Here is a 24,249-nt window from a genome sequence, read left to right as displayed (position 1 = left end):
GCTCTAAGGTTGTCCCAAAGTTACCCATGCTGAACGCCATGAGAAACGAACCCGTCGACGTCCTGATCATCGGAGCAGGTGCTTCAGGAGCAGCTGTCGCCTGGAGCCTTGCCGATACCAAGATGCGCATCCTGTGCCTGGAACAGGGAGATTGGCCCCGGTCCTCGGACTTTCCCAGCGCAAGCCGGAATTGGGAGGCCCAGCAGTCAGAGGACTATTCCATCAGCCCGAACCGAAGGGGATTAGCTGCGGACTATCCGATCAACGAAGACGACTCGCCGATCAAGATCGCCAATTACAATGGCGTTGGCGGTGGAACAGTGTTCTACGCTGGCCACTTTCCCCGCCTACACCCCTCCGACTTTCGGGTCCGCTCCCTCGATGGCGTCGCCGACGATTGGCCGATCGACTACCAGACACTCGAGCCATTCTATGCCCTAAACGATCGAATGATGGGTATTGCAAGCCTGGGAGGTGACCCGGCCTATCCGCCCAAGGAGGCAGTGATGCCTCCCATTCCCCTCGGCCGCACCGGTGAGAAGCTCGGCAAGGCGATGAACGATCTCGGTTGGCACTGGTGGCCATCCGACAGTGCGATCGCAACCCAGGAGTACCAGGGGCGTGCACCGTGCATCAACCTCGGGCTATGCGGCGCCGGCTGTGCGCAGGGGGCAAAAGCGAGCACGGATGTCACCTACTGGCCGGAGGCTGTGCGGGCGCGGGTCGAACTGCGTACACGATGCCGCGTAAGCCGGATCGAAACGAACGACGATGGTATGGCAACCGGTGCCTGTTACTTCGACCCGGACGGCCAGGAGCGATTTCAGCCGGCTGAGATCGTGATCATGGCCTGCAACGGCATCGGGACGCCCAGGATCCTCCTGAACTCAGCCTCGGAGCGTTTCCCAAACGGCCTTGCAAACTCGAGCGGCTTGGTCGGGAAGAACCTGATGTTTCATCCCTATGCCCAGATCCGTGGCCATTTCGACGAGCCCCTCGATGGCTACCGTGGCCCTCCGATCTGCATCTGGAGCATGGAATTCTACGAGACAGATGAGAAACGAGGCTTTAAGCGGGGCTACTCCTATCAGTTCTCGCGCGGGCTGGGCCCTGTCCGGACTGCCATCAATGGGATGGCCGATGGTCTCCTGCCGTGGGGAGAAGCCCATCACACGGCCTTCCGCCGCCTTTTCTGCCGCAGCGCCGGGATGGTCTCTGTGTGCGAAGACCTGCCAGAAGAAATCAACAGGGTGACCCTTGATCCTCGCATGAAAGACAGCAACGGGGTTCCAGCGCCAAAGATCACCTACAGGATCGGCGAAAACACACAACGGATGCTAGAACATTCCGTCGCCCGCGGCATCGAGATCCTGAAGACTGCTGGAGCAAGGGACATCACCCATAGGTCGCCCTTGCCCTATGCCGGTTGGCATCTGATGGGAACGGCCCGCATGGGGAAGGATCCCAGACGGTCAGTTGTGAACGAGTGGGGGCGCGCCCACGATGTGAAGAATCTCTTTATTGTGGACGGCAGCATTTTTGTCACGTCGGGCGGTGTCAATCCAACCGCGACGATCCAGGCCGCTGCCTTGTACATCGCCGACCAGATCAAGACCCGCATCTACGATCTGTTCGAGTAAATGGAGATGAATGTGCTCTCTCAATCAGCCGGCTCTAGCGAACTCTCCGGTCTCGAACAGGAGACTCTTTTCTGTGTTGTCAGCCATATGATTCCATCCAGCGAGGAATTGGGGCTGCCGGGAGCCGCCGACCCCAAGATTTTCGCAGACATTCTCCGGTCTGCCGGTCGTGACCTGCCTGCCCTACGGCGCGCACTTCACGTCCTCAACGAGATGGCTAGGCAGCGGATAGATGCATTACCGCCTGCTGAGCAGACGGCGCTTCTAAACAATTTGCGGTCAGTCCACCCTGATCTGGCAGGAGTCCTAGAGGCTGTGACGGTGCGATGCTACTACCGCGACGACAGGGTGATGACATCCTTGGGGATGGAGAGACGGCCACCATTCCCGATTGGATTTGACGTTCCTCAGGGCGATTGGTCATTGCTGGAGCCAGTTCGCCTACGGGGCAAGATCTACCGTGACGTGAATTAGATCGGAAGGCACCACGTGACTGCGAACCAAAGATCTCACAGCATGCACACGGAATTGCGAGGACGAGCAGGCGATCTGATGACCCGATGGTCATTCATGATGCCCTCGATCGTTCTCCTGCTGGTCACTCTCGCTTACCCGATCTTCTATACAATCGACATCAGCTTTTCGACATTCGACCTATCGACGTTCGGTGCGGACGAAAGGGTCGGCTGGGCTAACTACGAAGAGGTCCTGAATGACTATCGTTTCTGGGATGCTCTGAAAGTGACCTTGGTATACCTCGTTATCGCGCTGCCGCTCCAAGTCGCTCTAGGCTTTGCCATCGCCTTTCTGATCAATGCGGAGTGGGGCGGGCGCGGCATGGTCCGTGCTCTGTTCATTATCCCGATGGTTGTCGCTCCCGTCGTCGCCGGTGGGATCTGGCGCATGATTCTCGACCCGCTTTGGGGACTGATGAACTATGCGCTGCAGGGCATCGGGATCGGGCCGCTGGATTGGTTTGGCGATGCTAACCTAGCAATGGCTGCGGTGATCATCATCGACACCTGGCGGTGGACGCCCTTTATCGTTCTTATTGCCACGGCTGCGCTTCTGGCGCTGCCAAGGGACGTCTTTGAAGCAGCAAAGATCGACGGAGCCAACTGGTGGTCTACCCTCTGGTCAATTGCGCTGCCTCTGCTCATCCCAATCATCACGGCTACTTTCGTGATCCGCTGGCTTGGGGCTGTTAAAATGTTCGACATTGTCCTAGCCGCAACCTATGGCGGCCCGGGCAAAGCCACAAACGTCCTCAACCTGTTTATCTACGAAGAAGCCTTCCGATCCCTACGGTTTGCGGAATCCTCTGCCATGGCCGTAATCGTGCTTGTACTCACGATGGTTCTGACAGGGATCTTTCTTTATGGCAGCCGGAAGCTGGAGGAACGATTTTGACCACAGTCGCCACGTCCGCTCCACGTCGTTCTTCTGGACAACTCGGTCGCCGGGTCCGGATCGTCACTGGAGTCGCGGTAACCCTACTCTTCCTGTTCCCGGTCTTCTGGATGGTTCTGACCTCCTTCAAGCATCAGGTTGACATCTTTACCAGTCCGCCAAAGTTCTTCTTCACGCCAACCATCTCCACCTATGTGGAGTATTTCAGGCGCGCTGACATTGAGCGCCGCCTGATTAATACGGTCATCGTAGCCGCAGGGTCAGGCCTACTATCGATTGTGGTCGGGACGATGGCGGGTTACGCGCTCGCTCGCATCCGGATTCGCGGTGCGGCAACTTTCGGGGTCCTCATTCTGCTATCCCGGGGTGTGCCACCCATAGCGCTCGCCGTGCCGATGTTCCTGGTGGCACGGCAGCTTGGCCTGACGGATAAGCACATCACGCTCATCCTGGCCTATAGCACCTTCCTTATCCCATACGTCATGTGGCTGATGCGTAGCTTCTTCCTCTCTCTGCCACGGGAACTTGAGGAATCCGCGATGATCGATGGGTGTTCGCGGTATGGAGCCTTTTTTAAGATCATCATGCCGATCTCCCTACCAGGCCTGATCTCAACGCTGATCTTCAGCATGATCCTGGCCTGGGAAGAGCTCCTCTTTGCACTGGTTCTCACGAACCGGGTGGCTTCGACGATCCCGGTTGCCATCGCGGGCATTGCTGGAGACACCATCAACGGCGCAAACTGGGGAGCTCTGACTGCTGTTGGAACCATTACGGTGGTTCCCGTCGTCATCTTCGCCCTGCTGGTGCAAAAGTGGCTGATCCAAGGCTTAGCTGACGGAGCTACGAAAGGCTAAGTCGCCATCCCTCTAGCAGCCTTTGGAACATTTCATGGAACATCCAAATATTTACGTCACGAAAACTGAAATTGCCCGGCGTCATATCAAGGACATGGTGTTGTCCGGCGCCGTGCGTCCTGGCGATCGGATTACAACGCGTGAGGTTTCCAGCGCGCTTGGTATCAGCGAGACGCCAATTCGCGAGGCGATCCGAAGCCTAGAGTCGGAAGGCTGGTTGGAAGTCCAAAGTCATGTCGGGGCTGTTGTAAAGGGTCTCCACCCGGATCAGATCCGCGAGGTCAGCGCATTGCGTGGACGGATCTGCGAGCTCGCAATTGAATTAGGAGCGCCCAACTTCACCGAAGCGCGCTTGAACAAGATCGACGCCGTCGTCAATGAGTTGGAGGAAGCGCTGAACCTAGGCGACTTTCAGCGCTTTGCGTCTAAAAACTATGAGTTCCACGAGCTTCTTTGTGACAATCCACAATCGCCCCTATGCTACAGGCTCCTGAATAACATGCTCGGGCTGATGTCGAGCCAGCGCCATGGTCTTCCTCCGCAACGCACGCGGCTTGAGGAGGCTCAGAAGGAGCATCGACGGATCCGGGATCTCCTCCGAGCCGGTGAGTTCAAGGCTGCAGCGGAGATGGCAAGAGAGCATGAGAGGATCACTGGTGATTTCCTCATCCGGGCAATGAAGGATTTGTCGGCACCAGGGGGGGCGATCCAGAAGTTTGATGATTGAGTTGCGAAAATCGCCTGACAATGGCGTCGGATCAGGCCGGCCAATCGGGATTGTAACAGGAGGAATCTGCAATGGGGACAGTCGATATTCGAAACATTCGAAAATCGTATGGCAATGTCGAGGTCTTACATGGCGTGTCTCTCCACATAAGGGATGGCGAGTTTGTTGCACTGGTCGGGCCCTCCGGCTGCGGCAAGTCAACGTTGCTGCGTATGATCGCGGGTCTGGAGGATATCACTGCAGGCGACATCGTGATCAGTGACAGGGTCGTGAACCATGTCGCACCGAAGGATCGAAACATTGCAATGGTGTTTCAGAACTATGCTCTCTATCCGCATATGAATGTGCGGGACAACATGGGATTTGCGTTGCGCCAGCGTCGGATGCCGAAGCCGGAGATCGAAAGCCGGGTTGATAATGCTGCCCGAATTCTCGGCCTTGAGCGCCTGCTGGATCGCAAGCCACGAGCGCTTTCTGGCGGCCAGCGTCAGAGAGTTGCGATGGGCCGAGCCATCGTACGCGAGCCGAATGTGTTCCTTTTCGATGAGCCACTGTCGAATCTGGACGCAAAGCTGCGAGTTCAGATGCGCTCTGAGATCAAAGAGCTTCACCAGCGCTTGAAGACAACGACGGTCTACGTAACTCACGATCAGATTGAGGCGATGACTCTTGCAGACCGGGTCGTCGTTATGAACGGGGGTGTGATCGAACAGCAAGGTTCACCGCTTGAACTCTACGATCATCCAGCCAGTCGCTTTGTCGCCGCGTTTATCGGCTCGCCACCGATGAACTTTATTGAGGGGACCGTCGTGAACGGAACCCATGTCCGTCTTGAAGACGGGACTACGATTCACGTGCCAGTGACAAATCTCGGGGGTCAGGCGCGGGTGACCATCGGCGTTCGGCCCGAGCATTTTGAGCTTTCGAACGCAGGTTGGCCAGCCACCGTCTCAGTTGTCGAGCCGACAGGATCCGAAACCCAAATCACAGCCCGCATGAGCGGACAGATCGTTCGGATTCTCATACGGGGACGGACATTCGTGCGGCCCGGTGAGGTGATTCATCTCACGGTGCCCCCTGATCTCATCCACATCTTCGATGACAGCGGGACGCCCAGCATTCACGCCATCACCCGAGGAATCAAACAACATGCTTGAACTAAGACGGTTTTACGTTGGCGGCCACTGGGTGTCGACACAATCAAACGCGGAACACTTGTTGGTCAGCCCATCTACCGAAGAGCCTGTCGGTATAGTTTCCTTGGGCAACGCAGATGATGTCAATGCTGCTGTCGCGGCAGCGAAGACGGCATTCCCGACTTGGTCATCCGCCGACTTGGCGGAGCGGGTAAGGTTCATCGAACGAATTCATTCAATCTACTCCGCGCGTATTGAGGAAGTCGCTCGGTCAATTTCCACGGAGATGGGCGCACCGATCGATCTCGCCCGAACCCGGCAAGCGCCGGCCGCCCAAAGGCATATGACGAACTTTCTTGAGGCGGTGAAGAGGTTCCAGTTCATTCGCCCCCTCGGCAATCATGCACCACATGACAGGATTCTCATGGAGCCGATCGGGGTGGTCGGGCTGATTACCCCCTGGAACTGGCCGATGCATCAAGTTGCGCTAAAGGTCATTCCAGCGCTGCTGGCGGGTTGCACGATGGTTCTGAAACCTTCAGAGTTCGCCCCCCTATCATCTTCGCTGCTGGCCGAGATGATCCACGAGGCCGGGGTCCCGGCGGGAGTGTTCAACCTCATTCACGGTGATGGTGAGGAAGTTGGCAGTGCCTTGGTCTTGCATCCAGATGTCGCGATGATCAGCTTTACAGGGTCTACTGGAGCAGGGCGAAAGGTGCTTAGGGGCGCAGCAGATACCTTTAAGCGGGTTGCTTTGGAACTTGGTGGTAAAGGTGCAAACTTAGTGTTTGCTGATGCGGACGATCAGGCAATTGAGCGTGGATTAAAGCAGTGCTTCTCCAACAGCGGCCAGAGCTGTAATGCACCAACGCGCATGCTTGTCGAGCGCTCGATCTACGACGATGCCATTGAAACAGCCCGGCAAGTGGCTGAAGCCACACCCGTTGGGGCATCAGATATGCCTGGCCCGCATATCGGGCCTGTCATATCGGCTCGACAATTCGAGCGGGTCCAGACTTTGATCGAGACTGGCATTCGCGAAGGAGCCCAGCTCGTTGCGGGGGGATTAGGTCGGCCTGCGGGGTTGAACAAAGGTTATTTCGTAAGGCCAACTGTATTCGCGGATGTCGCGAATAGCATGGCCATCGCCCAGGAGGAGATTTTCGGACCCGTCCTGTCGATCATCCCCTTTGACAGTGAGGATGAAGCTGTGGAGATCGCAAACTCCACCCTCTACGGCCTGACGAACTATGTGCAAAGCCAGGATCCTGAGAAGCGCAATCGAGTCGCGCGGCGCTTGCACTCGGGTATGGTGGAAATGAATGGGCAGCCACGTGGCGCAGGAGCTCCTTTTGGAGGTGTTCGCTACTCTGGAGGTGCCCGAGAGGGTGGAGACTGGGGTCTAGAGGAATTTTTGATCGTTAAGTCCGTGTCTGGTTGGGGTGATCCTACGATCAGCTAGCGGGACACACGATCTTCCAGTGCTGGTAGTAGGCAGCAGTGGTGCTGTCACATTAACTAATATTGGACGCATCGAGGCAACGGTGGTCACCTGACGGGTTCACGCGGCAACGCAGGTCGCGGACTTCCACGCCGCGTTGGCGTGGAGGCGGTGAAGATGAGTTGCAAGAGCGGAGCGGCGGGAACGAGGTGGGACGAAGAGATTGCGGACGGCGGAGAAGACAGAGTGAACCTCTGTAGCCCTCCCAACGATCGAAAGCCCTGCATCGCCCGCTCTCGCCGGCGCAGCGGCAGGTGCGAATTCTCCGCACGATTGTTAAGCCGCTTATGCGAACGGTGCTCCACCGCTGGCATGATCTTGCGGTGGGCGGCAGCGTAGGAACCGAGTTTGTCGGTGATCATCCGTCGCGGAGGGCAGCCCTGCTTTTTCCACGAGGCGTCTCAGCACGCGCTTGGCCGCCTTGGTGTTGCGCCGCGTGTGGACGATCTCGTCGAGCACATAGCCATCCTGGTCGACAACTCGCCAGAGCCAGTGCCTCTGCCCGGAGATCGTGACCACGACTTCATCGAGATGCCAAACATCGCGTCGGCTCGGCCTCTTGCGTTTGAGGCGGCGGGCATAGTCTGGTCCGAACTTCAGGGCCCATCGGCGGACCGTTTCATAGGAGATGACGATACCACGCTCGAGCAGCATCTCCTCGACCAGCCGCAAGCTCAGTGGGAAACGGAAGTACAACCAGACCGTATGAGCGATGATATGAGACGGGAACCGATGGCGTTTGTAGCTTACGGGATTGGTCATATCCTGGCTCTTAAGTCAGAGGTCCTGATCAAGAGTTATCGTGACATCACCCCCGCAGCAGTTCGGCGGCCTCGCCGGGGTGAGGCGGCCGCTCTCCAGGCGCGCCAGGATGTCGATCCGGTTGAGTTCTCGTTTGCTCATCAGCACCACGCTCATCTGATCCGCCGCCTCCATGCCTCGGTCCCAGAGGGCAGGAGACTGAAATTTTGACTTTGCTCAGTGCTGACAATTTAACTTTGCGCCTAAAGGAAAATTTCCTCGAACAAACATTATGGAACGGCAGTGCGGTTTTACCGGTTTTGCTTTTCGAATCGCTGAATGCCTTTAGACAGCACATCGAAGGCCATACCAAGCCTGCCATAGGCGCTGTTGCTGTCTGTAGAATGAAGCAACAAGGCGGGCGTTCGTCTGTGTGCAACACAAGACGTCAGCTTTTGAAGTTTGATCATGTTGAAAGCTCGTTGAATTCCTCCGGTTCAGCGGGCTCATCGTTGAGCAACACACTTCGAAACCGCTAACGTTGGAACCTATCGCTGCATCCTCTCTAGCAGGCTGAGAATTCCCGACAAACTGCCGTGTAGGAAGCACGCTGCGAGGCGTTCGGAGCCTAGGCGGGCGCAAAGTTCGATCAAAACAAAGGGCCGCTGGCGATCAGCGGCCCGTAGTTCGGAGTTTGTCGCCCCGTTGAGAGTGTCGTTCAAGTAGGGTCTCGATTCTGTTTCAGCGTGCTGCCGTGATGATAATCTCGACAAGGGTATCTTCGCCAAGATCCGCAACACCAACTGTGGCGCGGGCCGGAAAGTCCTTGGGAGCCAGCCACCGCTTCCAGGCGGCATCCATCTCCGGCTTGCGGCTGAGATCCGTCAGGAAGATCGTCGCGGAAAGCAAGCGGGATTTGTCCGTGCCAACGGCGCTCAGGTACTGGTTGAACTTGGTGAGGATTTGTTCGGTCTGCCCTTCCAGTCCGACCGATAGATCGTCTGCGACGGTTCCACCGACAAAGACCAGGTCGTTGTGCACGACAACACGATGCATGATTGGCGTTTGTATATGGCGTTCCGTCACTGAGGCTTCCTTTCGTTCAAGTCTGCGGAATGGTGTGTATCGGCGAGGTCGGCCAGAACGGCGACTTTCGCTGTTTCTGTTTGCGGCAGGGCAGCGAGTTCGCGCAGCTTCAATGGCTTGATCGGGAACCGCAGCCGGTAATATCCGATCTCCGATGGATGCCTGCTGCGCTCGTCTGCGATCAGTTCGGTCACGGTCAGCCCGCAGAGCCTGCCCTGGCACGGGCCCATGCCGCACCGGAGGAACACCTTCATCTGGTTCGGACCGCCTGCCCCAGCGTTCACCGACGCTCGGATCTGCCCGACTGAAATCTCTTCGCAGCGGCACACGATGGTGTCTGAGTCTTGTGGCACCCGGAACGCCTTGCCGGGCCGGTACAGCTCATCCAGAAACCGCCTGCCGCGCATGGCCCGTGCGAGGGAATTCCGGAGCGGAACGGCAGATCGATCACGCTCCGCCGGTGCGATGAGGCCGAGTTGGGAGGCGCAGCCCAGCCCTGCGATACGCCCCTGGATCGCTGCGGCCTCGGCACCTCCGATGCCGGTCCCATCGCCTGCAAGAGAAAGACCGACAACCGAGCTCGCAGACCATTCGTCGACTCGGGGGCGGAACGTGAGCTGGGTCTTGTCCCATTCGTGAGCGCAGCCAGCGGCATTCGAGAAATTGACGTTGGGGACCACGCCTTGGTGGAGTAAGAGGAGATCCGCAGGCATCCGGTGCTCGCGGCCGTCGGTCCTCCAAGTGACTTCTCTCAATCCCCCCTCACCTTCCGCCGCCAATGCGGAAACCCATCGGATAACCCGGGTGCGACGCTGCACCGTTCCGAGCAGCCTCAGTCCCTTGGCCAGATAAGGCGAGACCAGAAAGCCCGGGGCATGGCGAAAGGCTCGAAGCCAGTTCTCCCTTGGCGTCGTGTCGAGAACGGCCGACACCGTTGCCCCCGCTTCGATCAACTGCGCCGCAAGGAGATAGAGAAGCGGACCCGTTCCCGCGATCACAACCTTTCCGCTCGGGACGAGGGTCGATGTCTTGAGGGCAATCTGGGCGGCTCCCGCGGTCATGACGCCAGGAAGGGTCCAACCCGGTATCGGGAAGGGGCGCTCCAAGGCTCCCGTGGCAAGCACCACCTGCCTGGCTCGGATGAGACGCGCCATGCCGTTGGATGAGAGCCCAACCTCGTGGCCGATGGTTCGTCCAACCTCGTTCTGCAAGGGCTGAATGCTCCAGGCGCTCGCGGCCGGCGCATACTCAGCCGCCGAACGGAGAAAATCCTCGGCGATGATCCGCCCGCGCCAGTATTCCTCGCCCAGTCTCTGCCGGTCCACCGGCTGCGCCAGGGTGACGGCACGATAGATCTGGCCGCCGGGTGTCTGGTTCTCGTCGACGAGGAGCGTCCGTGCCTTGGCCTCGGCAAGCGTCGTTGCCGCCGACAAACCTGCCGGCCCTGCCCCGACGACGATCACGTCGTATTCATCAGCGAGATCCGCTATCCCGCGTTCTCTTCTGAGTATACCCTCTGTCATTGGGCAGGCTCCGTTGCCAGAGTGGGCGAACCGCGCTGGCTCTCCACTTTCATTCCCTCCTGCACCGTCACGAGACATCCCTGGCAGTTGTCCATCCCGTCAATCCTGACCAGGCACTCGAAGCACACGCCCATCATGCAATAGGGTCCCCGCGGTGCCCCCGAGACAGGTGTCGTGCGGCAGGCGCGGACGCCTGCCGCCAGCAGCGCCGCGGCGACGCTGTCGCCTGCAGACGCCGTAACTGGCAGCCCGTCGAAGGTGAAGGTGACTTCGCTCGAAGCGTGATCAGACAGACGCCGGAACACGGAACCTCCTGGTCGAGAAGGCAGCAGCTTCCTTCGGGATCGTCCCTGTGGCGATGTAGTCCGCCAGCGAGAAGGCATGCTGAGGAGCCAAGGTAACGCCCGAATGTGCCATGGCGACAAAGGCGCCGGGGCAGGTCTCCGATTGCTCGTAAACAGGCGAGCCGTCCGGCGTCATGACGCGGAAGGCCGTCCAGGTCCTGACGACATTCAGGTCACCAAGCAGAGGGAACATCCGGATGGCCCTGTCAGCCATAACGGAGGAGATGGAATGGTCGATCCTGAGGCTTGTGCCATCGGCCTCCTCACTGTCGCCGATCATGACGCCACCCTCGTCGGTCTGACGAACCGTGACGACGGGATAGCGCAGGAAAGGAGCGGCCTTCTCCGTGACAATGATCTGTCCGCGGCTCGGCTTCATCGGAGCCTCGAGCCCCACCATCGGCGCCAGCCGCGCATTGCCGAGTCCTGCTGCGAGAACGACTTTTGGAGTCCTGATCTCGCCCCAGGCTCCCGTCAGCGCAAAGCCACCGGCACGCGGTTCGATTGCGGTGACCGCATGATCTGCCCGGTAATCAACGCTGCGTGCCTTCAGCGCGGTGTGCAGGGCCCGGAACAGGCGCAGGGAGTTCACATGCCCATCGAGGGGACAATAGATCGACCCGCTCACATCGGGCCCTATGGCCGGAAGCCGGGCCTTCGTCTGTGTATGGTCCAGAACTTCATAAGAGTAGGTCACGGTATCGGGCTGGTTGTGCAGGCGCACCATCATGTCGACATTTGCCTGCAGTTCGCGGTCCGACAGACAGAGCGTGAACCCGCCCGGCTGATCGAGGCCGACATTGATGCCCGTCTCGCATCGGAGCTCCGCGGCCAGCCGGGGCCAAGCCTCCGCCGCGGCCTTCGTCCAGGCCGCATAGGTTGGAAAGCCAATTCCCTTGCCCTGCACCCAGATGAGGGCGAAGTTCGCCCGCGAGGCCCGCAGGGCGATGTCGCCCTCGTCCAGGATGCAGACCCGCGACCCCTGCCGTGCGAGCCCCCATGCCACGCAGGCTCCCATGAGGCCTCCGCCAACGATGGCGAAATCGGGCTCTTGGTCTGATCGATGATGGGTCATGCTGTCGTGTTCGCCAAAGGCAAGGCGTGCCTAGGCCGCCCCTCCGTTACGATGGATCTGGATCTTGGGCTCAAGGCGCGATGTCGACCTTGAACCACTTCGTGCTGAGCGCCTTGATCGCGCCGTCAGCTGAGGCGGCTGCAATGGCCTCATCAAACCTCTTCTTCAGGTCCGTGTCCTCCTTGCGAATGCCGACGCCGATGCCAGGCCCAAAGGGGCCGCCGAGGAGAGTGGGACCAGCGAGCTTCATATCTTTCATCTCTGGTTTGGCGATTGTCGCGGTCAGAACTGTCATGTTCGCCAAGATGGCATCGATGCGGCCAGCAACGAGGTCGAGGTCGTGCTGCTCGGTGGTTTTGTATTCGCGGATCTCGACCAGCCCTTTGAGGTACTGGTCGGCGAAGGCCGAAGCCGTTGTGGATCCCTGAACTCCAACAGTTTTGCCTTTCAGGGCCGGTGCCATCGCGGCGATTGCGGCCTTGCCGGTGGCCTCGTCCGCTGTCAGGTTGATCCTCTTGCCGTCGCCCGGCATCTTGGCAAGATCTCCGGTGGCATTAACGGCGAAGGTATTGATGGGAAGGGCATAGGCTCGGGAGAAGCTCATCACCTCCTCGCGCTTCGGCGTGATGCTCATGCCGGCCATGATGGCGTCGTATTTCTTGGCCTGGAGGGCCGGGATGATCCCATCCCAGTCCTGGGCCACAATCTCGCACTTCACCTTCATGCGGCTGCACAGGTCGTTGGCGAGGTCGATTTCGAAGCCTTCGAGCTTGCCGCCCGCGCTCGTGAAGTTCCAAGGAGCATAGGCGCCCTCCGTGGCGATCTTGACCGTCTTCTCCTGCGCCACTGCTCCACTCGCTGTGACGGCCAAGCTGAAAACGGCGCCTAGAACTTTCAACGTGCTCATGTCTTCATTCCCTCGTTTGATCTTTTAGTCCCCGCGGTGGCCGGCTCCATGCCCGCTGAAGCGACATCGCAACAATCGGGCAGCTCTTACCATAAGGTCAAATCAGATTTAATTAGACTGGCATGTTTTGAAGTTATGCCGCGTTGGAGCCTTATGGAAATTAGTTCTCGTCAGATAGAAGCGTTCCGTGCGGTCATGCTCACCGGCAGCATCACGAGCGCTGCCGAGGCGCTCTTCGTCACCCAGCCGGCCGTTAGCCGTCTGATCCGAAGCTTGGAGGGATCGACTGGCCTGACCCTGTTCGAGAGGCGCGGCAACCACGTCGTGCCGACCGCGGAGGCGACTGCGCTGCTCAACGAGGTCGAGCGGTCCTTCGTCGGATTGGCACGGATTGGGGCGTTCGCTCAGGCGCTTCGGGCGCAGACTGCTGGTTCGCTCCGGATCGCCGCGATGCCGGCCTTGGCCGGGAGCATTCTCACCCGCTTTGCCGCCCGGTTTTCGGTTCAGCGGCCGGATGTCCATCTTACTGTCAGCGGGGTTCCCTCGCATCTCGTTCTCGACGCAGTCGCAAGCGGTCAGGCCGACTTTGGCTATGCGGATAGTCCGCTCGACCGGGCCGGACTCGAGATCGAGACCATTCCGGTCGCGGCCGTTGCTGTCATGCGGAAAGACCACCCGTTGGCCCGGCGCCAATCCATCAAGCCAGCGGATCTCAGAGGCGAGCGTTTCGTGGGGATTGGACCAGGAACTTTTTTTCGATCCCGGATTGATACGGCTCTCGCCGATGTTCCACGCACGATTTCGCTTGAGACCCCCTTGTCCCACATCGCTTGCCTGCTCGTGGCAGAAGGCGGCGGGATCAGCTTGGTCGATCCCTATTCGGCGGCTGAATTTCTGAACAAAGGAATCGTGGCGAAGCCATTCATGCCGTTTATTGATTCCGGCTTCGTTTCATTGCGATCACGTCAGCATTCGACCTCTGCACTGGCCGTGACGTTCATGCGTGAGTTTCGCGAGTATGTTGATCGCTTGGAAGACCCCCTAGCCCGGCGCTGAAACAAATTGAAGTTTCCGGAAGCGCGCTCCGAGAGATGGGAAGTGCCCTCGCTCTAGCGATCTTTGCGCAGAAGCAAGGCCGCATCACGGATCGGACATTCGAGAACCAGAGCACAGGGTCTCAGGGCTGTACTTGGCGATCGCAGCAATCATGTACTGGATCACGCTCTCTATGCGTCAGGTAGTGGCCTCCACCTGAGAAATCAGAGAAGGATCATAACGGACGAGCTTCTCACCCATACCGCCCTATTCGGCTGGAGACACATCAGCCTCACTGGCGATTACCGCAACATGCAGCCTCGGTAGCCCCGATCCATAATGTGTGGCGTTGGAGTTGCCGTCGATTGCACCGCCCTTTTCCAAGAAGATCTGCCCGAAGGCCGAGAGCGCATGCGCCATCAAATTGGACCTGTCGCTGTCGGGCGCAAGTAGGATCAGGTCGGCGAGGCTCTCGACCAACATGGATGCTATCTCGGCGAGGTCGGTGTCGCCGCGCTCAAAGCACTCTTGCACGAGTTGATTGATCTCACAGTGCAAACAGTCGGACATCTCGTTCCCCTCTCTGGCAGCGGGTTGGATCCGATCTGAGCACAGCGCCCCTTTAGCAAGGCTCCCAAAAAACTGTCTAACCAAGGCTTCAGGGTAAGAACGAGCGACTGTGACAAGACGTCGACTACACCGCCGACCCTAGCGGACATTCCTTAATCCATCAGCGTTGTCGCGGCTGCAGAGAGCGGGCCAGCTCGCGGATGACCGCATCCTCAATGCCGAGATCATCGATGTCCTCATCCGCTTCATTCTCTGGCACGGGCACAGGAGCAGCCGAGCGTGGAGAGACATCTGCTGCTGGCTCGCTTGTTGTTTCGCTTTGCTGCGGAGGCCAAGCTGCAAACCGTTCCTCAAGAAGGTCAAGCAGGCTGTTGAGAGCGGCATTGGTGACGTCCACCTCGGGAGACTCTGAAGCGCCCTCAAGAGCCAGGCGTCGGCGCTGATAAGCGGGTTCAATGCTGACCTCCGGCCCGAACCAGGGCAGCGGATGCAAATCCTGGCCCCCCTCGGAGGTGCTGGCCACTGCCATTAAATCGAGCGGGCCGGGCCTGACGAAGTGAAGAACCTGGATCTCGTGTGAGCCAATCGAGAGACTGGTGCGCACGTACTCCACCTGACCCTGGCTGACCGTTAGCAGGGCCTGCGCATGAGCCGGAGGCAGGTCTGCCCGCTCCTCAGATGCCTCGTCGGCACCCGCCTCAAGGATCAGGCTGCTGCGGGTCTCCTCGATCTGGACGAAAGTGCTGCGTTGCGTTTGCCCGGGGAAGTAGCCCTCTAGCACCCGCTCGCCTCCTCTCTCCTTCCGGATCAGGCGCGCCACAGGCGGAGCGATGACGAACAGGCGCTGTATGGGCACGCGGCGGGCCTCTCTCATGGACTGGTGACGGTGTCCTTAACCTAGGGCACAGCCTTGAGAGAAAAAGCAGAAGTTGCTTCAGGTGGCCGTCCACACTCTGGACAAAGAGAAGCGCCCCGCACGGCAGAGGCGCTTAAGTTCCAGGGAGGACCAGCCCCCCAGCCGCTCCATCATGGACTAAATCAGAATGCCGGAGGAACGAGGCTGTGGCTGTGCCGAAATGAGCACAGGCGCCGGGAGATGCGTTCTCAGCTCGACTTTGGCCATTTTTCAGGGCGCCGGAGGATCAGACGTGGATCCAGAAAGCGGGCTCTGAGGCGATGTAGTCGACGGCTTGGCCGACCGGCATCGTCAGCCTGCCGAATGGGCCAGGAGCCTTCCAGCGCTCACCATTCCACCACATCACCTGAACCTTCTCGGGATCGTCGGTCGGACGCAGCCGTGCCACCGGCGCTCCGGTGCGCCGGGTCAGCAGCGAGTAGCCGCCTCCTCGCTTCTCCACCACCAGATCATGCGCCTGGCAGAAGGCTTCGAGCCCCTCCAGGATGAGATCGCGTTCGGGCATGGGCAGGCCATCTCCGCGGCCGGGCGTTGATCTAGCGATCAGTACGTCCATCAGAGCGCGCCATGATACCTCCCGTACCCGCCCCTGTCCTGATCCCATGGTTCGCACCCTTTGCGAGCGCGTTCACCGCGCCGACCTTGCGGGGCGTGCTCGTGCTGATCGCCGGCGCCATCCTGGCCCCGGCCGGCGAACCGTCACATCAGCCCTGAGCATCATGGGCCTGCGCGAGAGCGCCACCTTCACCACCTTCCATCGCGTGCTCAACCGCAACCGGTGGTCGCCACGCGATCTCGCATGTCGGCTCCTGCATCAGCTCGTTGGAGCCTTCGTGCCCGAGGGGCCGGTGGTGATGGCCATCGATGAGACCATCGAGCGCCGTTGGGGTGCCCAGATCCGGGCCCGCGGCATCTATCGCGATCCGGTCCGCTCCAGCCATGGCCACTTCGTCAAAGCCGCGGGCCTGCGCTGGATCAGCCTCATGCTGCTGGCGCCGATCCCCTGGGCTGGTCGCGTGTGGGCGCTGCCGTTCCTGACCGTCCTGGCGCCCTCGGAACGTTATGCCCGTGAGAGGGGACAGCGGCACAAGCTGCTGACGGACTGGGCACGCCAGATGCTGCTTCAGGTTGCCCGTTGGGTGCCCGAGCGACAGATCATCATCGTGGCCGACATGAGCTATGCGGCCATCGAGCTGCTCGCAGCGGTGCGGCGACACCTGACGGTGATCACCCGTTTGCGGCTCGATGCGCGCCTGTTCGATCCACCCCCGGTGCGGCAGCCCGGCCAGATAGGACGGCCGCGGGTCGCGGGCCCTCGCCAGCCCACCCTAGCGCAGCGGCTGACCAATCCTGCCACGCGCTGGCGACAGGTCACGATCAGTCACTGGTACGGGGAACAGGATCGGGGGCTGGCCATCGCCTCCGGCACGGCGCTCTGGTACCACCCGGGCAAGAGCGTGCCGATCCGCTGGGTGCTGGTGCGCGACCTTGCGGGTGAGCTCGAGCCGCAGGCTCTCCTGTGCACGGATCTGGCGGCGGATCCGGTTGATATCGTGAGTTGGTTCGTGCGGCGCAGTTCTCGTCCATCTCACTACAGGCTCCGGGTTGCCCATCCGCCTCAGCGGCCGCGCGGAGGAACGTTGATGACGATGTGCGGTTGATCTCCTGCGGAGGCTACCTGCGCTTGCGCAGGTCTCCTTGAACAGCTTCCGTAGACTGAGCCCCGTTCTAATTGCTCGAGCGGGGCTTCCTTTTGTGCCTGCCCCGTCTGGAACGCCGATGAGGCGCAGCCCTGCATGGAGGCAGGAGAAGGGAGGGGTGCGGCAAGAACGCCTGACCCGGGAACCTCATCACCTCCGACTTGTTCATGACGTTCGCGTGACGGGAGAGCGGAACATGCAGACATGGTGGCTGACGGTCTTGGGCCTGGCAGCAGGGCTGTGCACCAGCCTCAGCTTCGTGCCGCAGGTCCTCAAGGCCTGGCGTGAGCGGGACACCGAGGCAATTTCCAAGCGCATGTACGTAGCCTCGCTGATCGCCTACGGCCTGTGGATTGTGCACGGGCTGATGATCACGAGCGTACCGGTGATGCTGTTCAATGCCGTCAACGTGGTCTTCGCCGGCCTCATCCTGGCGATGAAGGTGCGGGGCGTGAAGCCGTCGGAGGTACGCTGAGCTATGGATGTGTCGCTCTCAACTCTAATTGGAACCGTAGCCGGCTGTATCGGCCTCTACAGCTTCGTGCCGCAGGTTGTGAAATGCTGCCGGACCGGTGACGTGGCTGCCATCTCCCTGCGCATGTTCGCGGTGCGCACCTTCGGGCTCTTGTTGTGGACGATCTACGGTTACGCCCTCGGCAGCCTGCCCGTGCTGGTCTTCAGTGCTCTCGGCCTGGTGCTGAGCTCGGTCATCCTGGTGCTGAAGGTGCGCGGCTCCCGTACGCATCCCGCTAACGAAGGTTGCTGTCAGCACCAGCCGGATCAAAAGGACCCAGGCGCGGCTGAACCCGTCGCGGGTTGAGTCTCAGATCACCCTGCGGCCTCTCCCGGGCGCGTTGATTGTGATCTGCACCACCTCAAGGTGGCTTGCTGCTCAAGTGTCGTGGAGAGAGGTTTTGTTGCTGCCCCCAAGTCGCATCAGGTTCGTATTGAGCTTGGCATCGGAAGGTCGCCTTTGGATCAGGCAGTGAAGTCCCTTCACTTTTCGGGATGTCTGGTTACGTGAGGATTGCAGCCCTTGGAGTAGCGTCTCAGGTGTGCCATCACCGGACCTTCAAACAAGGCCATTCTTCGCCACAACCTGACGCAGGAATCGCGCCTGTGGGCCGGCGAGGCGGTGAACCGCTCCAGTATAGCCAACCAGCTTGAGTGGCTGTGATAGCCCATGATGAAGTGGGTCCGCGGGTATATGTCACATCACAATGAGGCGGAGCGGATGAAGCTCCAAGCACGGATTGGTGCCCTCGACAGTCGTCCATAGACAGGTCCGGAGATCGATCCCGTCGGTGTTGCTTCAGCTCCTGCGAAGCGCGCGGACCGAAACCTTGACTGCGCTTCCGCGTTGATCCGCCTCAGACCGCAAACAGGGGACGGCCATGACCGCCGGCATCGTGGAAATCTACTGGAACGCACGCCCCTGCCTTGAGCGGGCAGGAGCCAACCTGCGGCGCGGCGGCATTGACGACAAGGGGCAGAAACTTCTCGGTGAGGTCCGCAAGAGCCTAGTCGCGTCCTTCCCCGATAGTGCCGTCCTCGTGCGCTTCGCTGTACATGCCAAAGCGCGCGCGGACGATCTGCGGGTCATGCGCAGGGGCGTCGAACAGTCCAATTGCCTGGACGGGGTTCGTGCAACCATCGAGCTCGCCATCCAGCATACGCAGTGCGAGCCAGTCTGACGGATGCGACCCGAGGGCGAGGCCAATCTCATCCATGAGCTTGAGGATCTGCGCCGTCAGAACGCCAACTTGAGGGCCGAGGTCGCGCGCCTGCGGGGCAGCGATGATGTTGCGCGCGCAGAGCCTCATCGCGCTCCGTCCGTTCACGGGAAACGCGAGAGCCTGATCCTCGAGAGCGCAACCGGTTACGCGATCTTCTCAATGGACGCCGATGGACTCATCACCTCCTGGAACGTGGGTGCCCGGCTCATCCACGGCTGGACAGAAGAGGAGGTGCTGGGCCGCCATGCCCGCCTGATCTTCACCCCCGAGGACGCAGAGACAGGGGCGGCTGAGGAGGAGATGCAGGTCGCGGCCTCCCGGGGCAGCGCCGAGAACGAGCGCTGGCACGTGCGCAAGGACGGCGCGCGCTTCTTCGCCGTCGGCCTCCTGATGCCACTGCGCGATGGGTCCGGCGGATTCGTGAAGATCCTGCAGGATCGTTCCGAGCAGCTTCACGCCGAACGCAATCAGCTCCGCCGCCTGGAGCAGATGAAGGCCGTCGCGCAGGCCGCCCGCACCATCATGGGCGCAGCCGGTCTGTCGGCCACCCTCGATGCGATCACGGTGGCGGCCCAGGACATTATCGGTGCCCACCAGGCAATTTGCAGCACGACCCAAGGCCCTGATTGGTCCCAGGCGGTCACCGCGGTGTCGCTCTCCGACAAGTACGCCGCCTGGAGGAGTTACGACAAGGTGCCGGACGGCTCGGGGATCTATGCATGGATCTGCGAGGGCAATCGCACGGTGCGCATGACCCAGGCCGATCTGGAGGCGCACCCGCGCTGGCGAGCCTTCGGCAAACACGCGACGGAGCACCCGCCCGTGCGTGGCTGGCTCGCTACCGCTCTCGTTGGTAAGGACGGAAAGAACCTTGGTCTGATCCAGCTCTCAGACAAGATCGAGGGAGAGTTCGACGAGGTCGACGCGACGATTATCGTGCAGTTGGCGCAGTTCGCGGCTTCCGCCATCGAACGGGCGCGGTCGGGGGACGAACTTCGCCGCAGTGAGGAGCGGCTCCGGGGCGCCTTCGCCATCAGCACGGTCGGCGTGCTGTTCTGGGGCAAGGGATTCGGGCTCGCCGAGGCCAATGATGCCTTCCTGCGCATGACCGGCTTCAGCCGTGAGGAGGCGCTCGGCAAGACGTGGCAGGAGCTCACACCCGAGGAGTTCTATCCGGAGTCCTGGCGCGCCGTCGAGCAGGTGACCACGCTGGGCGAAGCCATCCCGTACGAGAAGCAGTACTTCCGCAAGGACGGATCCCGCTGGTGGGGCTTGTTCGCCCCGCGCAAGGTCGGCGACGAGGTGGTCGAGTTCGTCCTCGATGTCACCGACCGCAGGGAGGCCGAGGCGGCCCTGCGGGAAAGCGAGGCTCGCTTCCGGGCTGCGGTCGACGCTGTCCAAGGCGTGTTGTGGACCAACAACGCTCAAGGCGAGATGATAGGCGAGCAGCCGGGCTGGGCCGCGCTCACGGGGCAGACCCGCGAGGAGTACCAGGGCTACGGCTGGACCAGGGCCGTCCATCCCGATGACGCCCAGGCCACCGTTGAGGCGTGGAACGAGTCGGTCCGCGAGCGCAAGACGTTCGTGTTCGAGCATCGCGTTCGGAGGCACGACGGTGCTTGGCGTCTGTTCTCGATCCGCGCCATCCCGGCCTTCAGCGAAAACGGCGAGATCAGAGAATGGGTGGGCGTCCACACCGACATTACGGAGCTTCGCGCCAAGGAAACGGAGCTCCGGGAGCTGAATGCTACCCTGGAGCAGCGGGTCGCCCAGGCCATTGCCGAACGCGACCGGGCTTGGAACAACTCCCAGGACCTTCTGCTCATCCTCGACAAGCAGGGCGTGCTGCGTGCGGCCAACCCGGCATGGACCAAGATCCTGGGTTGGCAGCCGGATGAGCTGGCCGGGCGAGGCTACCTCGAGGTGATCCATCCAAATGACCACGACACAAGCCGGGGCGCCCTCGCTGCATCCTCTCGTGGTCCTATTCCGGGCTTTGACATCCGGCTGCTGCACAAGGACGGCAGCCACCGCTGGATCGCGTGGGTCGCCGCCCCTGAGGGCGACCTCATCTATGCCAGCGGACGCGACGTGACGGAGGAGCGGCGCAGGGACGAGGCGCTGACAACCGCACAGGAGGCCCTGCGTCAGGCCCAGAAGATGGAAGCTATCGGCCAGCTCACGGGCGGTGTCGCGCACGACTTCAACAACCTGCTCACCATCATCCGCTCCTCGGTCGACTTCCTGCGGCGGCGTGATCTGCCGGAGGAGCGCCAACGACGTTACGTGGACGCGATCTCCGACACGGTTGATCGAGCCACGAAGCTCACACGCCAACTCCTCGCCTTTGCCCGCCGTCAGGCACTCAAGCCCGAGGTATTCGATCTCGCCGACCGGATCCGCAGCATCACCGACATGCTCCGCACGGTCGTGGGCTCACGCATCCGGATCGTCACGGAAATCCAGTGCGAACGCTGCCACGTGGAGGCGGATGCCAGCCAGTTCGAGACCGCTCTCGTCAACATGGCCGTCAATGCGCGTGATGCCATGGATGGCGAGGGTACGCTCACCCTGCGGATCGAGGGCCTCAACTATATGCCGCCGATCCGAGGACACGGGGGCGGCAGGGGTGACTTCGCGGCAATCTCGGTCAGCGACACGGGATCTGGCATTCGAGCGGATCAACTCGGCCATATCTTCGAGCCATTCTTCACCACCAAGGAGGTCGGCAAAGGCACGGGCTTGGGGCTCAGCCAGGTTTACGGCTTTGCCAAGCAGTCCGGCGGCGACGTCGCCGTCGAAAGCACGGTCGGAGTGGGCACGACCTTCACGATGTACCTGCCTCGGGTCGACGCAGATCCTGATGAGGACGATGATGCCAACGCTGGGCTGGAGGAGCCGGCCGAGCATGGACGTGGGCGCCGCGTTCTTCTCGTCGAGGACAACATCGAGGTGGGCCGGTTCTCGACCCACACTCTCCAGGATCTCGGATACGAGACCACATGGGCGACGAACGGGGATGAGGCGCTCAAGGCACTGGAGGAAACCAATGCCGGGTTCGACGTGGTGTTCTCCGATGTGGTGATGCCCGGCATGGGAGGCGTTGAACTCGGCCATGAGATTCGCCGATGCTATCCAAGCATGCCGGTCGTGCTGACATCAGGCTACAGCGACGTTCTGGCCGAAGAGGGGCGGCACGGGTTTGAGCTCCTGCACAAGCCTTATGCGGCTGATGAACTGTCACGGGTGCTCCGGCGCGTGACGCAGCGGAAGAGACGCCGGCGACCGATGGACAGGTGAACGAGGGAATCCGCCCGATCCGATTGCCACTCACGCGGCATCGCACGGGATCCTTGCAAAATCCGGTAGGCGCGTCGGCTGAAGGGCAGGACGGTGTTTGGAGCCATACGGCAGAGGAAGTGACCTGACTGTAGCGCGGGCCCGTTCCTCAAGGATCAGGCCCGCACCATCAACGTTACGGATTACGGTCGGTTGTTCCCGTACTGCTGGCACCTGCGCTGCGCTCGTCCTCGACATCTACTTCGGTGCGCCGCACCGTATCGGAGATCGTCTCGGTGCGCTGCTCGGCGTCCTTGCGGACCACCACTTCCTCGACCACGCGGGCTTCCTTCGAGACCACGGCCTCCTCGCCGCGCTCCTCCACCTCGATGGTACGCTCCTGGAACGGGTCACCGCTGATGGTTCCGGCCTGCGTTACGCCGGACACCGGGCGACGCTCCACCGCCACGTGCTCCTCGCGCAGGCTCACCTGCTCGCTAACCGGACGCTCGACCACGTAGGACCGAACGCGAACCCGCCCGTGGCTCACGTCGCGCTTGCCGACGTGCAGTTCCTCCTCTGCGACTGGGATCACCTCGCCACGATCGCTCGTGGTGCGCCCGGACGCCGTGTTCATCGAAGCCGCACCCAATCCAGCTCCAACGTCCGTAGCCGCAGTAGCAGTCCCCGACGTGGCAGAGGAGCCTGTGGTCACATTGGCCGTCTCAGCCAATGACACACCTGACGTGGACGATCCTGACCAGCCCTCGGAGCGCCACGAGCTGGAGCGCTCGTCAATGTCGATGGTGCCTTCGTCGTCGAGGATGTCGATCACGCGCTCGTAGTCGGCATCGCTTGCGCTCACAGACACCAGGGAGCCGCCGCGGCGCAGACCCTCAGCATAGGTGTGACGATCCTCGTCCGGCAGGAACAGATCTCGCAGCGACTCCCACAGACTGTTGCTGGCCTCCGGGAACGAGTGGTTGCCCGCGCTGCCGGAGGTGCCGGAGCTCTGCTCGCTCGGGGTCAGGCGGATGCCGTCACGGGGGATGCCTGCGGCATGGAGACGACTGATGGCCTCCTCGGCATCGGTGCGGCTGTCGAAGAAGGCCGTCACCAGCCGTCGGCTTGCGGATCCTGTCATCATTCCGGAACTCATTGGGGTGTCTCCTTACTCTGGATCTGTGCTTGGGATGTCGGGAGCCAGCCGCTCCACGATGGCGCGTTGTTTGCGCAAGGTGACCGGCACCTCGACGGTCTCGGTCGCGACGCGGCGCCGGATGTGCAGCTCCTCCTTGAGCACCAGGCGCTTCTCGACCACGAGCACCTCCTCCAGCACCGGCACAATCGTCACATCGCCCTCGGTCCTGATCTCGGGCGCGGTCTCGACCACCTTGTCGATGGGCACGCGGGTGACCTCGACGTCTTCCCGCTGCACGGTCGTGTGGGCCAGTTCCTCGACGGTGTCGGTGACGGTCCGTACCTGCACACGTCCGGTCACGATCTGCCGCTTTCCGACCGTCGCGGTCTCCTCGACGACGGGTATCACCTCCTCCGTCGCGGTTCGAGAACTGCTCCTCAGGGCATCATCAAGGACAGGCATCGGCTCCTGCTCTTCCAAGCGCGTGCTCGGATTGGGGATTGGGTCTGCCATCGATCCTCTTATGTGAACGACAACCAACGGATCCTGAGAGGGGGAGTTCCCGGTGCTGAAGAGGAATCACGGCCTTCATGCAACCGCTTCCGGCCCATCATCTGAGACCGGTCCGCGGGCTGCTTTGCAGGAATAGCTTCTCTCCATCAAGCTTGGCGTTCGGAACCGTCCCTGCGACTGCACATTGAGAAGCTACGCGTTTGTTGCATAGGAGAAGAACCTTGATCCGCTATGGCTTCGCAACTCTGGCCGTCCTGTCGGCCCTGACCACAGCAGCTATTGCTCAATCCTCGCCGACACAGCCGACGAACAGCAGCGGCTCCTCGAATCCCGCCGTGACCCACAAGCCGGCCGACAGCCCGCAGACCACTGGCGCAGTCGAGCCGGGCGCCAACAGCTTCACCGAGGCGCA

23 protein-coding genes and 2 pseudogenes are annotated in these 24,249 nt (G+C 61.0%); 13 read left to right on the top strand and 12 right to left on the bottom strand.

Features of this window, described 5'->3' with window-relative positions; all coding sequences use genetic code 11:
• The first annotated feature begins 38 nt into the window (after window positions 1-38).
• The 6 genes from IC232_RS25995 to IC232_RS25970 all read left to right on the top strand — a co-directional run bounded on the left by IC232_RS25995 (window position 39) and on the right by IC232_RS25970 (window position 7,232).
• A complete protein-coding gene (locus IC232_RS25995) occupies window positions 39-1,640 on the top strand; it encodes a GMC family oxidoreductase (protein ID WP_190847856.1) in 1,602 nt (533 codons plus the stop codon).
• Between the two features lie 516 nt (window positions 1,641-2,156).
• Complete coding sequence (locus tag IC232_RS25990) at window positions 2,157-3,050, top strand: carbohydrate ABC transporter permease (RefSeq protein WP_246812413.1); 894 nt, start codon at window positions 2,157-2,159, stop codon at window positions 3,048-3,050.
• Complete coding sequence (locus IC232_RS25985; protein WP_190847855.1) at window positions 3,047-3,907, top strand: carbohydrate ABC transporter permease; 861 nt, start codon at window positions 3,047-3,049, stop codon at window positions 3,905-3,907. The genes IC232_RS25990 and IC232_RS25985 overlap by 4 nt, the downstream gene beginning before the upstream one ends.
• Before the next feature lie 34 nt (window positions 3,908-3,941).
• A complete protein-coding gene (locus IC232_RS25980) occupies window positions 3,942-4,634 on the top strand; it encodes a GntR family transcriptional regulator (RefSeq protein WP_190847854.1) in 693 nt (230 codons plus the stop codon).
• Between the two features lie 71 nt (window positions 4,635-4,705).
• Window positions 4,706-5,791, top strand: coding sequence for an ABC transporter ATP-binding protein (locus IC232_RS25975; RefSeq protein ID WP_190847853.1), 1,086 nt, complete (start codon window positions 4,706-4,708; stop codon window positions 5,789-5,791).
• The gene (locus IC232_RS25970) at window positions 5,784-7,232 is read left to right on the top strand and encodes an aldehyde dehydrogenase family protein (protein ID WP_190847852.1); all 1,449 of its coding nucleotides are present in this window, start codon (window positions 5,784-5,786) and stop codon (window positions 7,230-7,232) included. The genes IC232_RS25975 and IC232_RS25970 overlap by 8 nt, the downstream gene beginning before the upstream one ends.
• Before the next feature lie 99 nt (window positions 7,233-7,331).
• Here the strand turns inward: IC232_RS25970 and IC232_RS25965 are convergent.
• From IC232_RS25965 to IC232_RS25935, 7 genes and pseudogenes are all read right to left on the bottom strand, one after another.
• Window positions 7,332-8,033 (bottom strand): annotated as a pseudogene (locus IC232_RS25965) (IS6 family transposase).
• A 15-nt stretch (window positions 8,034-8,048) separates the two neighbouring features.
• Window positions 8,049-8,207 (bottom strand): hypothetical protein, encoded by a 159-nt coding sequence (locus tag IC232_RS25960; RefSeq protein ID WP_190847851.1) that lies wholly within the window; start codon window positions 8,205-8,207, stop codon window positions 8,049-8,051.
• Window positions 8,208-8,753: 546 nt separating this feature from the next.
• Window positions 8,754-9,068: a RidA family protein gene (locus tag IC232_RS25955; protein WP_210335511.1), complete on the bottom strand. Its 315-nt coding sequence runs from the start codon at window positions 9,066-9,068 to the stop codon at window positions 8,754-8,756.
• 26 nt (window positions 9,069-9,094) lie between these two features.
• Entirely contained in the window at window positions 9,095-10,621 is a 1,527-nt protein-coding gene (locus IC232_RS25950; RefSeq protein WP_190847849.1) for an FAD/NAD(P)-binding oxidoreductase, read from the bottom strand.
• The gene (locus IC232_RS25945) at window positions 10,618-10,926 is read right to left on the bottom strand and encodes a (2Fe-2S)-binding protein (protein WP_190847848.1); all 309 of its coding nucleotides are present in this window, start codon (window positions 10,924-10,926) and stop codon (window positions 10,618-10,620) included. The genes IC232_RS25950 and IC232_RS25945 overlap by 4 nt, the downstream gene beginning before the upstream one ends.
• A complete protein-coding gene (locus tag IC232_RS25940) occupies window positions 10,907-12,040 on the bottom strand; it encodes an NAD(P)/FAD-dependent oxidoreductase (protein ID WP_190847847.1) in 1,134 nt (377 codons plus the stop codon). The genes IC232_RS25945 and IC232_RS25940 overlap by 20 nt, the downstream gene beginning before the upstream one ends.
• Before the next feature lie 70 nt (window positions 12,041-12,110).
• Window positions 12,111-12,947 (bottom strand): lysine/arginine/ornithine ABC transporter substrate-binding protein, encoded by an 837-nt coding sequence (locus tag IC232_RS25935; protein WP_190847846.1) that lies wholly within the window; start codon window positions 12,945-12,947, stop codon window positions 12,111-12,113.
• Between the two features lie 36 nt (window positions 12,948-12,983).
• On the opposite strand from IC232_RS25935, the gene IC232_RS25930 reads away from it, so the two are divergent.
• Entirely contained in the window at window positions 12,984-14,003 is a 1,020-nt protein-coding gene (locus tag IC232_RS25930) for a LysR substrate-binding domain-containing protein (protein ID WP_312895236.1), read from the top strand.
• A gap of 246 nt (window positions 14,004-14,249) precedes the next feature.
• On the opposite strand, the gene IC232_RS25925 is transcribed toward IC232_RS25930, so the two are convergent.
• From IC232_RS25925 to IC232_RS25915, 3 genes are all read right to left on the bottom strand, one after another.
• Complete coding sequence (locus tag IC232_RS25925) at window positions 14,250-14,552, bottom strand: hypothetical protein (RefSeq protein ID WP_190847845.1); 303 nt, start codon at window positions 14,550-14,552, stop codon at window positions 14,250-14,252.
• A 160-nt stretch (window positions 14,553-14,712) separates the two neighbouring features.
• Window positions 14,713-15,426: a hypothetical protein gene (locus tag IC232_RS25920; RefSeq protein WP_190847844.1), complete on the bottom strand. Its 714-nt coding sequence runs from the start codon at window positions 15,424-15,426 to the stop codon at window positions 14,713-14,715.
• A 268-nt stretch (window positions 15,427-15,694) separates the two neighbouring features.
• Complete coding sequence (locus IC232_RS25915; protein ID WP_246812412.1) at window positions 15,695-15,973, bottom strand: hypothetical protein; 279 nt, start codon at window positions 15,971-15,973, stop codon at window positions 15,695-15,697.
• A 97-nt stretch (window positions 15,974-16,070) separates the two neighbouring features.
• On the opposite strand from IC232_RS25915, the gene IC232_RS25910 reads away from it, so the two are divergent.
• The 5 genes from IC232_RS25910 (at window position 16,071) to IC232_RS25890 (ending at window position 22,204) form a co-directional block, all read left to right on the top strand.
• Window positions 16,071-17,129: a transposase gene (locus IC232_RS25910; RefSeq protein WP_190847843.1), complete on the top strand. Its 1,059-nt coding sequence runs from the start codon at window positions 16,071-16,073 to the stop codon at window positions 17,127-17,129.
• 235 nt (window positions 17,130-17,364) lie between these two features.
• Window positions 17,365-17,643, top strand: a complete 279-nt coding sequence (locus tag IC232_RS25905; protein WP_190847842.1) for a SemiSWEET family sugar transporter — start codon at window positions 17,365-17,367, stop codon at window positions 17,641-17,643.
• Window positions 17,644-17,646: 3 nt separating this feature from the next.
• Window positions 17,647-17,988 (top strand): SemiSWEET family sugar transporter, encoded by a 342-nt coding sequence (locus IC232_RS25900; RefSeq protein WP_190847841.1) that lies wholly within the window; start codon window positions 17,647-17,649, stop codon window positions 17,986-17,988.
• Between the two features lie 574 nt (window positions 17,989-18,562).
• Window positions 18,563-18,862 carry a hypothetical protein gene (locus IC232_RS25895; protein WP_190847840.1) on the top strand — a complete coding sequence of 100 codons (300 nt, stop codon included), beginning with the start codon at window positions 18,563-18,565 and terminating at the stop codon, window positions 18,860-18,862.
• A gap of 3 nt (window positions 18,863-18,865) precedes the next feature.
• On the top strand, window positions 18,866-22,204 hold the full coding sequence (locus tag IC232_RS25890; protein ID WP_190847839.1) for a PAS domain S-box protein: 3,339 nt from the start codon (window positions 18,866-18,868) through the stop codon (window positions 22,202-22,204).
• A 175-nt stretch (window positions 22,205-22,379) separates the two neighbouring features.
• Here the strand turns inward: IC232_RS25890 and IC232_RS25885 are convergent, their stop codons facing one another.
• Complete coding sequence (locus IC232_RS25885) at window positions 22,380-23,342, bottom strand: YsnF/AvaK domain-containing protein (protein WP_246812411.1); 963 nt, start codon at window positions 23,340-23,342, stop codon at window positions 22,380-22,382.
• Window positions 23,343-23,354: 12 nt separating this feature from the next.
• Complete coding sequence (locus IC232_RS25880; protein WP_190847838.1) at window positions 23,355-23,837, bottom strand: YsnF/AvaK domain-containing protein; 483 nt, start codon at window positions 23,835-23,837, stop codon at window positions 23,355-23,357.
• A gap of 221 nt (window positions 23,838-24,058) precedes the next feature.
• On the opposite strand from IC232_RS25880, the pseudogene IC232_RS25875 reads away from it, so the two are divergent.
• Window positions 24,059-24,249: pseudogene (locus IC232_RS25875) on the top strand (PepSY domain-containing protein); the annotation flags it as partial.

The sequence above is a fragment of the Microvirga sp. genome, from assembly GCF_014699075.1.
Lineage (GTDB): Bacteria > Pseudomonadota > Alphaproteobacteria > Rhizobiales > Beijerinckiaceae > Microvirga.
The sequence above is the reverse complement of the archived record's forward strand: the minus strand, read 5'-3'. Positions and strand labels throughout refer to the sequence as shown.

Excerpts from the sequence above, each read along its gene's own strand:
- IC232_RS25995 (WP_190847856.1), top strand. The coding sequence starts at position 39 with ATGAGAAACGAACCCGTCGACGTCCTGATCATCGGAGCAGGTGCTTCA.
- IC232_RS25990 (WP_246812413.1), top strand. The coding sequence starts at position 2,157 with ATGCACACGGAATTGCGAGGACGAGCAGGCGATCTGATGACCCGATGG.
- IC232_RS25980 (WP_190847854.1), top strand. The coding sequence starts at position 3,942 with ATGGAACATCCAAATATTTACGTCACGAAAACTGAAATTGCCCGGCGT.
- IC232_RS25975 (WP_190847853.1), top strand. The coding sequence starts at position 4,706 with ATGGGGACAGTCGATATTCGAAACATTCGAAAATCGTATGGCAATGTC.
- IC232_RS25970 (WP_190847852.1), top strand. The coding sequence starts at position 5,784 with ATGCTTGAACTAAGACGGTTTTACGTTGGCGGCCACTGGGTGTCGACA.
- IC232_RS25960 (WP_190847851.1), bottom strand. The coding sequence starts at position 8,207 with ATGGAGGCGGCGGATCAGATGAGCGTGGTGCTGATGAGCAAACGAGAA.
- IC232_RS25955 (WP_210335511.1), bottom strand. The coding sequence starts at position 9,068 with ATGCATCGTGTTGTCGTGCACAACGACCTGGTCTTTGTCGGTGGAACC.
- IC232_RS25950 (WP_190847849.1), bottom strand. The coding sequence starts at position 10,621 with ATGACAGAGGGTATACTCAGAAGAGAACGCGGGATAGCGGATCTCGCT.
- IC232_RS25940 (WP_190847847.1), bottom strand. The coding sequence starts at position 12,040 with ATGACCCATCATCGATCAGACCAAGAGCCCGATTTCGCCATCGTTGGC.
- IC232_RS25935 (WP_190847846.1), bottom strand. The coding sequence starts at position 12,947 with ATGAGCACGTTGAAAGTTCTAGGCGCCGTTTTCAGCTTGGCCGTCACA.
- IC232_RS25925 (WP_190847845.1), bottom strand. The coding sequence starts at position 14,552 with ATGTCCGACTGTTTGCACTGTGAGATCAATCAACTCGTGCAAGAGTGC.
- IC232_RS25920 (WP_190847844.1), bottom strand. The coding sequence starts at position 15,426 with ATGAGAGAGGCCCGCCGCGTGCCCATACAGCGCCTGTTCGTCATCGCT.
- IC232_RS25915 (WP_246812412.1), bottom strand. The coding sequence starts at position 15,973 with ATGCCCGAACGCGATCTCATCCTGGAGGGGCTCGAAGCCTTCTGCCAG.
- IC232_RS25910 (WP_190847843.1), top strand. The coding sequence starts at position 16,071 with ATGGTTCGCACCCTTTGCGAGCGCGTTCACCGCGCCGACCTTGCGGGG.
- IC232_RS25905 (WP_190847842.1), top strand. The coding sequence starts at position 17,365 with ATGCAGACATGGTGGCTGACGGTCTTGGGCCTGGCAGCAGGGCTGTGC.
- IC232_RS25900 (WP_190847841.1), top strand. The coding sequence starts at position 17,647 with ATGGATGTGTCGCTCTCAACTCTAATTGGAACCGTAGCCGGCTGTATC.
- IC232_RS25895 (WP_190847840.1), top strand. The coding sequence starts at position 18,563 with ATGACCGCCGGCATCGTGGAAATCTACTGGAACGCACGCCCCTGCCTT.
- IC232_RS25890 (WP_190847839.1), top strand. The coding sequence starts at position 18,866 with ATGCGACCCGAGGGCGAGGCCAATCTCATCCATGAGCTTGAGGATCTG.
- IC232_RS25885 (WP_246812411.1), bottom strand. The coding sequence starts at position 23,342 with ATGAGTTCCGGAATGATGACAGGATCCGCAAGCCGACGGCTGGTGACG.
- IC232_RS25880 (WP_190847838.1), bottom strand. The coding sequence starts at position 23,837 with ATGGCAGACCCAATCCCCAATCCGAGCACGCGCTTGGAAGAGCAGGAG.